This is a genomic window from Streptomyces sp. NPDC028314 (genome assembly GCF_055565795.1).
On record NZ_JBVHTP010000001.1, the window covers coordinates 794,621 to 807,000 of the forward strand.

A 12,380-nucleotide genomic window follows, 5' to 3' on the forward strand; every position below is an offset into this window, starting at 1 on the left:
GGAGCCTTGGGTCGCCGACTCGCCGATCACCCGTGCCGTTCCCCGGTGGAGCGCCGACGGGCCGTCGTGCGTGCGGCCGGGGTCGCGATGTGGGACCGCGCCCCGCCAGGAAGGCAACTCATGCGCCCGAACCTCGTCCGCCGCACCCTCGTCACCACGGCCGCCCTGGGGCTCGCGCTCGCCACGGCTCCCGCCGTCGCCCACGCCAAGCCCGCGCCGCACACGAATGCCCCGGTCAAGGTCAACGTCACCGTCCAGGGGCCCAGCGGGCTGCTGTTCCAGGGCAAGGTCAAGACCAAGGGCCACGACGTGACCACGGCCACCGGTGGAACGCACAAGTGCGACGGCACGAACGGTTCGGCCAACTCCACTGCCGTGCCCACGCCCACCGCCGCCCTGGACGACGCCGCCAAGAAGAAGCACTTCACCTGGGACGGCGCCTGGTACGCCTCCTTCGACGACTTCTCCGTCGACACGATCAAGAACGTCAGCGGCGGTGGCTCCGCCTACTGGAGCATCTCCGTCAACGGCACCCCCACGCCGGTCGGCGGCTGCCAGTTCAAGCTGAAGGCCGGCGACCAGGTGGCCTTCACCTGGACCGCCTTCTAGTGCTGTGACCGGATAGGTTCGCCGGGTCTGACGACGAGACGAGGAGCGGACGGTGGCGGGCGTGGGGGCGGGCGATGAGTGACAACTACCTGACGGTGATTCCGACCGATCCGTACTGGCAGCCCAGTAAGGATGCGGCGGACCGTGCTGCGGTTGTGTTGTCCGGGATGCTTTCTGACGACGACGCCCGACGTGGTCTGGAAGCCAAGTGGCACGACAGCGTCGAGGTGGTCCACTGCTTCGCCAACCTGGAGAGGATCTCCTGCCCGCAGTGCGGCACGGAGCTCGCACCTGGCTGGTGGGGTGATGCTGTCTCGCAGTGCTACGACGAGGGCTTTTCGACGCTCATGGTGACGGTTCCCTGCTGCGACGTTGAGACGTCGCTTAACGAGCTGGTGTACGACTGGCCGATGGGGTTCGCGCGGTTCAGGATCGAGGTTTTGTATCCCAACCGGGCTTGGCTGACCGACGGGGAGTTGGCCTCTCTCGCGGGTGCGCTCGGACATCCCCTGCGACAGATTCTCATCCATATCTAGGGCTGTGACCAGGCAGGTTCGGCGGCGTGGTCAGGCTGCGGTTTTGAGGGGGCGTCCGCCCCAGCGGATGCCCTCTTCGATGCGGATGCGGGCGCGCTCGCGGCGTTGGGCGGTCAGGACGTCGGGGTGGCGGGCGTTGGCATTGCGCCAGCGCAGGTGCCGGTGCAGTTCACGGGTCTGGACGGCGTGGTTGGGGTGGTTCGAGTTGGCGAGAGTGAACTGTCGCAGCGGCCCGAAGTGGGCTTCGATCGGGTTGGCCCAGGAGGCGTTGGTCGGGGTGAAGCACAGTTCCACCTTGTTCTTCTTCGCCCAGGTGCGGATCTTGGCGCCTTTGTGGGCGGAGAGGTTGTCCATGATCACGTAGATCGGGGCGCCGTCCGGCCGGGCCGCGCGGATCGACCGGATCGCGGCCAGGGAGTTCACGGCGCCTTTGCGGCGGTGGTTGACACCCCACAAGGTGTCGTCGCCGACGGAGTAGCAGCCGTGGAAGTAGGTGACGCCGTAGGTGCGGTGGTAGGTCGCCGGGACCCGGTCGGGACGGCCCGGCTTCGCCCAGCAGGATCCGCCGGTGGGGCGGATGCCCAGCGGCCCGAACTCGTCGAACGCGAACACGCGGTCCGGTAAGTGCTGAAGGACGTGCTCGATGCGGTCGAGTTTGGCGTCCCGGTCAGGGTCGGTGGATTCCTTCCACGTCTTGGTGCGCTGGAAGGTGACGCCGCGGCGGGCGAGCAGGCAGCGCAGGGCTTCACGCCTGATCCGGATCGTCCGGACGCGGACCGTGCGCAGGTAGGCGGCGAGTTTGCGGATCGACCAGCGGGTGCAGGGCCGGCCGAGCTTGGTCGGGCGGGTGGTGGCCGTCGCCACGACGAGGTCCTCGTCGTCAGGGCTGAGCAGGCGGGGACGGCCTCCCGCCCACCGAGGGTCCAGGCAGGCCAGCCCGATCTCGTTGAACCGGTGGATCAGGTCACGCACCGTGTCCTCGTCGGCCGCCACCAGTTGGGCGATGACCGGCACGCGGTTCCCGCCGGCCGAGGCCAGCAGCATCATCGCCCGCCGGTACCGCACCGTGCTGGTGCTGCCCCGCCGCACGATCTGCTGCAGCTTCTGTCCCTCTTGATCCGTCAGACGCCGCACCTTGACCGGTTCCGCCACCACGCCTCCACACGCTCGATCAGATGTCAGCCTCCATCCAACCGGCCCCACCCGCAGAAGGGGCCCGAACCCGGCGAACCAACGCGGTCACAGCACTAGCCGGCGGTCGGTGCGGGTCGGCCGGGACCGGACGCTGCGCGAGAGCCGCACCCGGTGGCACCGCAATCGGGCCGGAACATGACAAGGCAGCCGTTCCGGCCCGAAAGCGCATCAGAGCGTGCCGACGGCCTCCGTACGGACCTCACGGGCCGCGGCGACCAGGTTCTCCAGGGAGGCCCGGGTCTCGGCCCAGCCGCGGGTCTTCAGACCGCAGTCGGGGTTGACCCACAGGCGCTCGGCCGGGATGGCCTCAAGTCCCTTGCGCAGCAGGGCGGCCGCCTCCTCGACGGACGGGATGCGCGGGGAGTGGATGTCCCAGACGCCGGGACCGGCCTCGCGCGGGTACCCGTGCGAGGCGAGCTCGCGCGCGACCTGCATGTGGGAACGGGCCGCCTCCAGGCTGATGACGTCGGCGTCGAGGTCGTCGATGGCCTGGACGATGTCGCCGAACTCCGCGTAGCACATGTGCGTGTGGATCTGGGTGTCCGGCCGCACGCCGGAGGTCGTGAGCCGGAAGGACTCGGTGGCCCACGCCAGGTAGTCGGCGTGGCCGTCGCCGCGCAGCGGCAGGGTCTCGCGCAGCGCCGGCTCGTCCACCTGGATGACCGATGTCCCGGCCGCCTCGAGGTCGTCGACCTCGTCGCGCAGGGCGAGTCCGACCTGGCGGGCGGTCTCGCCGAGGGGCTGGTCGTCGCGTACGAAGGACCAGGCGAGCATGGTGACCGGGCCGGTCAGCATGCCCTTGACCGGCCGGGCCGTCAGCGACTGCGCGTACGTCGTCCAGCGCACGGTCATCGGCTCCGGGCGGGAGATGTCCCCGGCCAGGACCGGCGGGCGCACGTAGCGGGTGCCGTAGGACTGGACCCAGCCGTGCTGGGTCGCGAGGTAGCCGGTGAGCTGCTCGGCGAAGTACTGCACCATGTCGTTGCGTTCGGGTTCGCCGTGCACGAGGACGTCGATCCCGGCCTTCTCCTGGAAGGAGAGGACCTCTCGGATCTCGTCCCTGATGCGCTCCTCGTACCCGGCGGTGTCGATGCGGCCGGCCCGCAGGTCCGCGCGGGCCACGCGCAGTTCGTCGGTCTGCGGGAAGGACCCGATGGTCGTCGTGGGCAGCAGCGGCAGGCCCAGGTGGGCGCGCTGGGCGGCGGCGCGCTCGGCGTAGGGCTGGGCGCGGCGGCCGTCCTCGTCGGTGACGGCGGCGGTGCGGGCGCGGACCGCCGGGTCGTGGGTGATCGCGGAGTGGGCGCGGGAGGCCAGATCGGCCCGGTTGGCGGCGAGTTCGGCCGCGATCGCGTCGGTGCCCTGGGCCAGGCCGCGCGCCAGGGTGGTGATCTCGGCGGTCTTCTGCCGGGCGAAGGCCAGCCAGCGCCGGATCTGGGGGTCGATGTCCCGCTCGACGGCCGCGTCCAGCGGGACGTGCAGCAGGGAGCAGGAGGCGGCGACGTCGACCCGGTCGGCGAGGCCCAGCAGGGTGCCGAGGGTGGTCAGCGACTTCTGGTGGTCGTTGATCCAGATGTTGCGGCCGTTGACGACTCCGGCGACCAGGCGCTTGCCCGGCAGCCCGCCCACGGCCGCGAGGTCGGCGAGGTTGGCGGCCGCCCGGTCGGTGAAGTCCAGCGCGAGGCCCTCGACGGGCGCCTTGGCCAGGACGGGCAGGGCTTCGCCGAGCCGGTCGAAGTAGGAGGCGACGAGCAGCTTGGGGCGCTCGGTCAGGGCGCCGAGCTCCCGGTAGGTGCGGGCGGCGGCGTTCAGGTCGGCCGGGGTGCGGTCCTGGACCAGGGCCGGCTCGTCGAGTTGGACCCACTCGGCGCCCGCGGCCCGCAGCTCTGCCAGCACCCGGGCGTAGACGGGCAGCAGCCGGTCCAGCAGGGTGATCGGCTCGAAGCCGGCGGGGACTCCGGGGGCGGGCTTGGCCAGGAGCAGGTAGGTGACCGGGCCGACCAGCACGGGCCGGGCGGTGTGGCCGAGGGCGAGGGCCTCCGTCAGCTCGGTGACCTGCTGGGCGGGGTCCGCGGTGAAGACGGTGTCGGGGCCGAGCTCGGGGACCAGGTAGTGGTAGTTGGTGTCGAACCACTTGGTCATCTCCAGCGGGGCCACGTCCTGGGTGCCGCGGGCCATCGCGAAGTACCCGTCGAGCGGGTCGGCTTCGACGGCGGCGCGGTGGCGGGCCGGGATCGCGCCGACCATCACGCTGGTGTCGAGGACGTGGTCGTAGTACGAGAAGTCGCCGGTCGGAACCTCGTCGATGCCGGCGTCCGCCAGCTGCTGCCAGGCGCCGCGGCGCAGGTCCCGGGCGGTCTCCTGGAGGGCTTCGGCGCTGACGCGGCCCTTCCAGTACCCCTCTACGGCCTTCTTCAGTTCCCGGTTCTGTCCCTGGCGGGGGTATCCGTACACGGTGGCCTGTGTTGCCGCGGCTGCGGGCTTGCGGGTCACGGAACTCTCCTTCGCGAGCATGTCTCCATGGACCCGGTGACGGGTCGGGGCGCGAAGGGATGACGAACCGGGCGGACCGCCGCTGGCGCGTACACGGGGGTACGCGCGGACGCCCGCCTGATGTGTGTCGCCGACCCGCCCACGAGGTCACCGGATTTCCGTGCGCGATCGGTCGCGCGCGGGCAACGGGCAGGTCTTCGGACTCGTGGGCGCGTCGCCCGTTCGGGCGGACTCCTACTGGCCGTCGCTTCCCAGACCCGTACGGGCCCAGTGCGTATGACGGCGGTCGTTCCCACTCACCGCTGCGGGGCAGTCCCGGATTCCCACCGGGTTCCCTCTTACGACGCATTCCGCCTGGCGGACGGGGCGAACCAGCTGCGACACCCACCCTAGGTCGGTCGACCGGAACACGAACACAGGTGTCCAGATGCCGGACGGCCGAATGAGACGCGGCGCGGGTGGGGCGACACCACTCGCCCCACCCGCGCCGTTCTCCCGCGTCTCCGGCGCACCCTCTGCCCTGGAGACGTGCCGGAACCCCTCAGCCCCGGCCGTATGTGTGGAACCCCCGGGCGCTCTTGCGGCCCAACAGCCCCGCCTGAACCATCCGCTGGAGCAGCGGGGGCGGGGCGTACAGGGGTTCCTTGAACTCCTCGTAGAGGGACTCGGCGATCGCCGCGACCGTGTCCAGGCCGATCAGGTCGGCGAGCTTGAGCGGGCCCATCGGGTGGGCGCAGCCCAGTTCCATCCCGGCGTCCACGTCGGCGGGACTGGCGAAGCCGGATTCGGCCATGCGGATGGCCGAGAGGAGGTAGGGGATCAGCAGCGCGTTGACCACGAAGCCGGCCCGGTCCTGGGACCGGACCGTGGTCTTGCCCAGGGCGTCACGGGCGAAGGCCTCGACGGCGGCGACCGTCTCCCGGGAGGTGTGGAGGGAGGAGACGACCTCCACCAGCGGCAGCACGGGGACGGGGTTGAAGAAGTGCAGGCCCACCACCCGGTCGGCGCGGCGGGTGGCCATGCCGAGCCGCATGATGGGGATCGCGGAGGTGTTGGTGGCGAGGATCGCCTCCGGATCCTCCACGATCTTGTCGAGGCTGGTGAAGACGTCCGACTTGGCCTCGGGGTTCTCGGTGACGGCCTCGATGACGAGCTGCCGGTCGGCGAGATCCTCCAGGTCGCCGGTGAACACCAGGCGGGCCAGGGCGTCCTCGGCGGAGATCCGGTCGAGTTTGCCCCGCTGGACCGCGCGCTCCAAGGAGACGGCGACACGCTCCCGGGCGGCGCGGGCGGCGGTGGCGTCCGCCTCGGCGACGACGGTGTCGAGGCCGGCGCGGGCACACACCTCCGCGATGCCGGCGCCCATCTGGCCTCCGCCGACGACCCCGACGCGCAGGATGCGGGCCGGCTGCGCGGGGGCGCTCACGCGGACACCTGCGCGGCGGCGCGGCGCACGAGGTGGCGGGTGTAGGCCTCGGGGGTGAAGAAGGCGGGCAGCCGGACCGAGAGTGCGGTGTCCACGAAGACCTCCCGGGCTTCGAGCGCGAGCGCCTGCGGGTCCTCGGCCTCCAGGGCGGCGCATTCGGCGTCGAGGAGGTCGATGACCGTCCCCCGGTCCACCCTGTCGTGGCGGAGCCACTGCCAGATCTGCACGCGGGCGATCTCGGCGGTCGCGGCGTCCTCCATCAGCCCGTTCAGCGCGACGGCGCCGCTGCCGCGCAGCCAGGCGTCGAAGTAGCGCAGCGCCACGGCCACGTTGGAGCGGATGCCCTCGCGGGTGGGCGGGGCGGCGATCCGGCGGACGGACAGCAGGTCGGCGGGCGTGACCTCGACGTCCTCACGCGTCCGCTCCAGTTGGTTGGGCCGTTCCTCCAGGACTCCGTCGAAGACCTCGCGGCATACCGGTACCAGCCCCGGGTGGGCGACCCAGGAGCCGTCGAAGCCGTCCTCGGCCTCCCGCTCCTTGTCGAGGCGGACCTTCGCGAGGGCGGCGGTGTTGGCTTCCGCGTCCCGGCTGGGGACGTGCGCGGCCATGCCGCCGATGGCGTGGGCCCCGCGCCGGTGGCAGGTGCGCACGAGCAGCTCCGTGTAGGCGCGCATGAAGGGGGCGGTCATGGTGACCTTGGCGCGGTCGGGGAGCTGGAAGTCGGTGCGATGGCCGAAGGTCTTGATCAGGCTGAAGAGGTAGTCCCAGCGGCCCGCGTTGAGACCGGCGCTGTGCTCGCGCAGTTCGTGGAGGATCTCCTCCATCTCGAACGCGGCCGTGATCGTCTCGATGAGCACCGTCGCGCGGACGGTGCCGCGGGGGATGCCGAGGAGTTCCTGCGCGAGCAGGAAGACGTCGTTCCACAGGCGGGCCTCGTACCGGTTCTCCAGCTTGGGGAGGTAGAAGTACGGGCCGTGGCCGGCGTCGATCTGGCGCCGGGCGCAGTGGAAGAAGTACAGGCCGAAGTCGACGAGCGACGCGGACAGGGGGCGGCCGTCGGTCTCCAGGTGTTCCTCGGTGAGGTGCCAGCCCCGCGGGCGGACCATGATGGTCGCGAGGTTCTCGCCGAGGCGGTACTCCTTGCCCTCGGGGGTGGTGAAGTCGATGCGCCGTTCGATGGCGTCGAGCAGGTTGAGCTGGCCGCCGATGACGTTGTCCCAGGTGGGGGCCGTGGCGTCCTCAAAGTCGGCCATCCACACCTGGGCGCCGGAGTTCAGGGCGTTGACGGCCATCCGCCGATCGGGCGGGCCGGTGATCTCGACGCGGCGGTCGGTGAGGCCGGGTCCGGGCGGTGCGACCCTCCACCCGGGATCGTCGCGGACGGTGCGCGTGGCGAGCGGGAAGTCGAGCGGGGTGCCGCCGGCCAGGTGGCCCGAGCGGCGGCGGCGCTCCTTGAGGATCTCCAGGCGGCGGTCCGCGAACGCGGCGTCGAGCCGGCCGATGAACTCCAGGGCCTCGGGGGTGAGGATCTCCTCGTGGCGTTCACCCGGTGCACCGAGAACCTGGACACTGCTGGTCAGGGACGAGAGGGGCATGCGGTTCTCCTCAACGGGGGCGGTGGGTGCCCGAGGGGGACGTCCCCGGGCACCCGTCGGAAATCGGCTTGGCCGGCTGACTGAGTCGTCTAGTGGAACTGCTCTTCCTCGGTGGAACCGGCGAGCGCGGTGGTCGAGGAAGCCGGGTTGACGGCGGTGGAGACCAGGTCGAAGTAGCCGGTGCCGACCTCGCGCTGGTGCTTGACGGCGGTGAACCCCTGCGCCTGGGCGGCGAACTCGCGCTCCTGGAGGTCGACGTAGGCGGTCATGCCGTGCTCGGCGTAGCCGCGGGCCAGGTCGAACATGCCGTGGTTGAGGGAGTGGAAGCCCGCCAGGGTGATGAACTGGAAGCGGTAGCCCATCGCGCCGAGCTCGCGCTGGAACTTGGCGATCTGGTCGTCGTCCAGGGCCGCCTTCCAGTTGAAGGAGGGCGAGCAGTTGTACGCCAGCATCTGGTCGGGGTACTGGGCGTGGATGGCCTCGGCGAACTCGCGGGCCTGGGCCAGGTCCGGGGTGCCGGTCTCGACCCAGATGAGGTCGGCGTACGGGGCGTAGGCGAGGCCGCGGGCGATGACCGGTGCCATGCCGTTCTGCACCCGGTAGAAGCCCTCCGCGGTGCGCTCCCCCGTCGCGAACTGCGCGTCGCGCTCGTCGACGTCGCTGGTCAGCAGGTTCGCGGCCAGGGCGTCGGTACGTGCGATGACCAGGGTGGGGGTGTCGGCGATGTCGGCGGCGAGGCGGGCCGCGTTGAGGGTGCGGATGTGCTGCGAGGTGGGGACGAGCACCTTGCCGCCGAGGTGGCCGCACTTCTTCTCCGAGGCGAGCTGGTCCTCGTAGTGGATGCCGGCCGCACCGGCCGCGATCATGGCCTTGGTCAGCTCGAACGCGTTGAGCGGGCCGCCGAAGCCGGCCTCGGCGTCCGCGACGATGGGGGCCAGCCAGTCCGTGGTGTCCGCGCCGCCCTCGGCGGTGGCGATCTGGTCGGCGCGCAGCAGCGCGTTGTTGATCCGGCGCACCACCTGCGGCACCGAGTTGACCGGGTACAGGCTCTGGTCCGGGTAGGTGTGGCCGGCCTGGTTCGCGTCGGCCGCCACCTGCCAGCCGGAGAGGTAGATCGCCTGGAGTCCGGCCCGCACCTGCTGGACCGCCTGGCCTCCGGTCAGGGCGCCCAGGGCGTGGATGTAGTCCTGCTCGTGGAGCTGGCGCCACAGCCGCTCGGCGCCGCGCCGGGCCAGCGTGTGCTCCTCGCGGACACTGCCCGAGAGCCGGACCACGTCCTCGGCCGTGTAGGTGCGCTCGATGCCCGACCACCGCGGGTCCGTCGCCCAGCGCTGCTTGAGCTGCTCGGCCGCCGCCGTCGTGTTCGCCTCTGCCATGACCGTCACCGTTTCCATCCGTCGCTTGTCTTGCCAATGAGCCGGACCTGCACCTGGGCAGGCACCCTGGGGATTGGCACTCTGTGCCTGTAAAGGAGGTGCGGCCGCCGAACCCGGCTGCGGGCCGAAGCTGAGCAATGCTGCCGAGCCGCCGATTCGAGCTGCCAGGATCCCTGAAATCAGGGCGTGAATCAGGCCCGGCAGCCCGCCTCGGCCGCCAGGTCCGGCGGGCCGCAGCACCGACTCTGGCATTGACACTGAGTGCCATCAAGGAGGTACATCTGCCAAGCTTTGCGAATCTTCGAGGCCGGAATTGCCAAGGTTGCGAAGCCCCTCGGCCGCGCCTGCCCCCGTATCCTGGCGGCGCGTGTCCAACGGCGGAGGAGTGCGGTGAGCAAGACGTACGCGGGAGCACGGCTGCGGCGGCTGCGCGAGGAGCGGCGGATGACCCAGGCCGATCTGGCCAGGGTGCTCGCCATCTCGCCCAGCTACCTCAACCAGATGGAGCACGACTCCAGGCCGCTCACCGTTCCCGTACTGCTGCGGCTGACCGAGGCGTTCGGGGTCGATCCGGGGTTCTTCTCGGAGCGCGACACCAGCCGCCTGGTCGCGGACCTGCGCGAGGCGCTCGCCCAGCAGGTCGCCGAGGCCCGCGTTTCCCCGTCCGACCTGGCCGAACTGGCCACCCGGATGCCCGCCGTCGCCTCGGTCCTGCTCGATCTGGGCCGGCGCAGCCAGCTCCTGACCGAGCGCCTCGCCGACGCCGCCGACGGCCGGAACGAGGTGGCGGACGCGCCGCGCTCGCCCCACGAGGAGATCCGCGAGTTCTTCTACCGGCGGCAGAACTACCTCCATGACACCGATCTCGCCGCGGAGGCACTGGCCCGCGAGATCGGCATCCGCCCCGGGGACGTCATCCGCGCCCTGACCCGCCGGCTCTCCGACCGGCACGGGGTCGGGACCGCCGCGGACTCCGACCGGCTGCACCACTACGACGGGACCGCCCGGGTCCTGCACCTGTCGAACCGGCTTCGGCCGGGCCAGCAGGCATTCCGGATGGCCACCCAGCTGGCACTGATCGAGTACGGAGGTGAGCTGGACCGGCTCGCCGCCGAGGACTTCCCGCCCGGCTCCCCCGTTCACGCCCTGGCGAGGATCGGCATCGCCAACTACTTCGCGGCCGCGCTGATCCTCCCGTACACGGCCTTCCACACCGCCGCCGAGGAGTTCCGCTACGACATCGAGCGGCTCACCGACCATTTCGGGATCGGCTACGAGACGGTCTGCCACCGCCTGAGCACCCTGCAACGCCCCAGGCTGCGCGGGGTGCCGTTCTCCTTCGTCCGGGTGGACCGGGCAGGGAACATGTCCAAGCGGCAGTCGGCCACCGGATTCCACTTCTCCCGTGCGGGCGGCACCTGCCCGTTGTGGAACGTGTACGAGGCCTTCGCGGCGCCCGGCCGCATCCACGTCCAGGTGGCCGCCATGCCCGACGGGCAGCGCTACCTGTGGACCGCCCGCGCCGTCACCCGGCACCGGGGCGGCTGGGGCGAGCCCGGCAAGACCTTCGCCATCGGCCTGGGCTGCGAGATCCGGCACGCCTCCCGCCTCGTGTACGCCGACGGGCTCGACCTCGACAACAGGGCGGCGGCCACCCCGATCGGGATGGGCTGCAGGCTCTGCGAGCGCCTCGACTGCCCCCAGCGGGCCGTGCCGCCGCTCGGCCGGGCCCTGGCCGTCGACGAGAACAGCAGCACCTTCATCCCCTACCCGGTCAAGGGTGCCCCCGACCCGGCCCGGGGCTGACCGGGCCCCGCAGGCTCACTCCAGGCGGCGGGCCTCGCCCGCGGCCACCGGCTCGCCCGCCCGGACGGCGTGCAGGACGTGGGCGAGCACTTCGGCGCCGCGCACGACACGCGGTCCGGGGCGGTTGAAGTAGGCGGGCCCGTCCAGGACCCAGACCTCCCCGGCCCGTACGGCGGGCAGTTGGTCCCAGCCGGGGAGGGACGTCAGGAGGTCACGTTCCCGCAGGGTCCGCTCCGGCGGGAAGCCGCACGGCAGGAGCAGCACGACGTCGGGGCGGGCGGCACGAACGGCGTCCCAGGTCATCGGCTCGGTGTGCTCGCCCGGTGCGGCGAGAAGCGGTTCTCCCCCGGCGCAGGTGATCTGCTCGGGCACCCAGTGCCCGGCGGGCCACAGCGGGTCGAGCCATTCGATGGCCACCACCCGGGGCCGGGGCCGGCCGGCGGTCAGCCGCCGCACCTGCGCCAGCCGTGCCCGCAGTTCCGTGCGCCGCCGCTCGGCCCGCTCCCGTACGCCCAGCAGTTCGCCCACGGTGACCAGGCAGTCCAGTACGTCGTCGAGGGTGCGCGGTTCCAGGCTCAGGACGCGGGGTCCGGCGTCCAGCAGGCGCACCGCGCGCGAGACTCCCTCGTAGGACACCGCGCAGACGTCGCACAGGTCCTGGGTGAGCACGATCTCCGGTTCGAGCGCGGCGAGCGCCTCGGTGTCCAGGGTGTAGAGCGAGGAGCCCGAGTGGGCGGCCCCGCCCACGGCCTCGGAGATCTCCCGGCTGCTGAGTTCCTCCGCGGCGAACCCGGCCCTCGTGACCACCGGAACGCAGGCGACCGCCTCCGGCGGCCAGTCGCATTCGTGGGTACGTCCGACCAGGTCGGCGGCGAGGCCGAGGTCCGCCACGATGTCCGTGGCGGCCGGGAGCAGGGAGACGATGCGCATGCACCGACTGTAGGCGCGCGGTGGCGGGTCTGGACTTACTAGGACGTCCAACTATATGTTCGTGGCACAAGGTCCGCGGTGCAGGGAAGCCGGTGAGAATCCGGCACGGTCCCGCCACTGTGACCGGGGAGTGTGCTGCCATCCACACGCCACTGACGAGGTCTGTCGGGAAGGCGGGCGGCACGCGTGGATCCGGGAGTCAGGATACCGGCCGCGGAACGTTCCGTGTTGTCCACGAGGATGGAGCAGACACGCATGGCACCGGTTTGTACCCACGACCCTGGTGATCCGGCGGAGCGCGCACACCACCTGTCCACGCGCTCGTAGTTCTCACGGCCCCTCCCAGCGGCGCACCCCACCGGGTCCGTCCGCGGCCGGGCCGTGCCATCCCCGGATCCAACCTGACGAGAGCAGGCAT

Annotated in this window: 9 protein-coding genes and 2 riboswitches; of the genes, 3 read left to right on the top strand and 6 right to left on the bottom strand. The window is 71.5% G+C overall.

Going from position 1 to position 12,380, the window contains the following annotated elements:
- The first annotated feature begins 120 nt into the window (after nucleotides 1–120).
- Together ACZ4TG_RS03600 and ACZ4TG_RS03605 are read left to right on the top strand one after the other, a co-directional pair.
- Nucleotides 121–609, top strand: a complete 489-nt coding sequence (locus ACZ4TG_RS03600; protein ID WP_468159660.1) for a DUF4430 domain-containing protein — start codon at nucleotides 121–123, stop codon at nucleotides 607–609.
- 74 nt (nucleotides 610–683) lie between these two features.
- A complete protein-coding gene (locus ACZ4TG_RS03605) occupies nucleotides 684–1,145 on the top strand; it encodes a hypothetical protein (RefSeq protein WP_468159661.1) in 462 nt (153 codons plus the stop codon).
- Nucleotides 1,146–1,175: 30 nt separating this feature from the next.
- Here ACZ4TG_RS03605 and ACZ4TG_RS03610 read toward each other — a convergent pair whose 3' ends face one another.
- From ACZ4TG_RS03610 to aceA, 5 genes are all read right to left on the bottom strand, one after another.
- Nucleotides 1,176–2,297 carry an IS630 family transposase gene (locus ACZ4TG_RS03610; RefSeq protein WP_468159662.1) on the bottom strand — a complete coding sequence of 374 codons (1,122 nt, stop codon included), beginning with the start codon at nucleotides 2,295–2,297 and terminating at the stop codon, nucleotides 1,176–1,178.
- A 210-nt stretch (nucleotides 2,298–2,507) separates the two neighbouring features.
- Nucleotides 2,508–4,829 (bottom strand): 5-methyltetrahydropteroyltriglutamate--homocysteine S-methyltransferase, encoded by a 2,322-nt coding sequence (metE, locus tag ACZ4TG_RS03615; protein ID WP_468159663.1) that lies wholly within the window; start codon nucleotides 4,827–4,829, stop codon nucleotides 2,508–2,510.
- A gap of 186 nt (nucleotides 4,830–5,015) precedes the next feature.
- A riboswitch (cobalamin riboswitch) is annotated at nucleotides 5,016–5,216 on the bottom strand.
- Nucleotides 5,217–5,370: 154 nt separating this feature from the next.
- Nucleotides 5,371–6,255, bottom strand: a complete 885-nt coding sequence (locus tag ACZ4TG_RS03620) for a 3-hydroxybutyryl-CoA dehydrogenase (protein ID WP_468159664.1) — start codon at nucleotides 6,253–6,255, stop codon at nucleotides 5,371–5,373.
- Nucleotides 6,252–7,850, bottom strand: a complete 1,599-nt coding sequence (gene aceB / locus ACZ4TG_RS03625; RefSeq protein ID WP_468159665.1) for a malate synthase A — start codon at nucleotides 7,848–7,850, stop codon at nucleotides 6,252–6,254. The genes ACZ4TG_RS03620 and aceB overlap by 4 nt, the downstream gene beginning before the upstream one ends.
- Nucleotides 7,851–7,939: 89 nt before the next feature.
- The gene (aceA, locus tag ACZ4TG_RS03630) at nucleotides 7,940–9,226 is read right to left on the bottom strand and encodes an isocitrate lyase (protein WP_468159666.1); all 1,287 of its coding nucleotides are present in this window, start codon (nucleotides 9,224–9,226) and stop codon (nucleotides 7,940–7,942) included.
- Nucleotides 9,227–9,616: 390 nt separating this feature from the next.
- On the opposite strand from aceA, the gene ACZ4TG_RS03635 reads away from it, so the two are divergent.
- Nucleotides 9,617–11,032, top strand: coding sequence for a short-chain fatty acyl-CoA regulator family protein (locus tag ACZ4TG_RS03635; protein ID WP_468159667.1), 1,416 nt, complete (start codon nucleotides 9,617–9,619; stop codon nucleotides 11,030–11,032).
- A gap of 15 nt (nucleotides 11,033–11,047) precedes the next feature.
- Here the strand turns inward: ACZ4TG_RS03635 and ACZ4TG_RS03640 are convergent, their stop codons facing one another.
- Nucleotides 11,048–11,962 (bottom strand): cobalamin-binding protein, encoded by a 915-nt coding sequence (locus tag ACZ4TG_RS03640; RefSeq protein ID WP_468159668.1) that lies wholly within the window; start codon nucleotides 11,960–11,962, stop codon nucleotides 11,048–11,050.
- Nucleotides 11,963–12,021: 59 nt separating this feature from the next.
- A riboswitch (cobalamin riboswitch) is annotated at nucleotides 12,022–12,192 on the top strand.
- Nucleotides 12,193–12,380 lie beyond the last annotated feature (188 nt).

What these genes read in the sequence shown, in the direction of transcription:
- ACZ4TG_RS03600 (WP_468159660.1), top strand. Translation starts at nt 121, where the DNA reads ATGCGCCCGAACCTCGTCCGCCGCACCCTCGTCACCACGGCCGCCCTG.
- ACZ4TG_RS03605 (WP_468159661.1), top strand. Translation starts at nt 684, where the DNA reads ATGAGTGACAACTACCTGACGGTGATTCCGACCGATCCGTACTGGCAG.
- aceB (WP_468159665.1), bottom strand. Translation starts at nt 7,850, where the DNA reads ATGCCCCTCTCGTCCCTGACCAGCAGTGTCCAGGTTCTCGGTGCACCG.
- aceA (WP_468159666.1), bottom strand. Translation starts at nt 9,226, where the DNA reads ATGGCAGAGGCGAACACGACGGCGGCGGCCGAGCAGCTCAAGCAGCGC.
- ACZ4TG_RS03640 (WP_468159668.1), bottom strand. Translation starts at nt 11,962, where the DNA reads ATGCGCATCGTCTCCCTGCTCCCGGCCGCCACGGACATCGTGGCGGAC.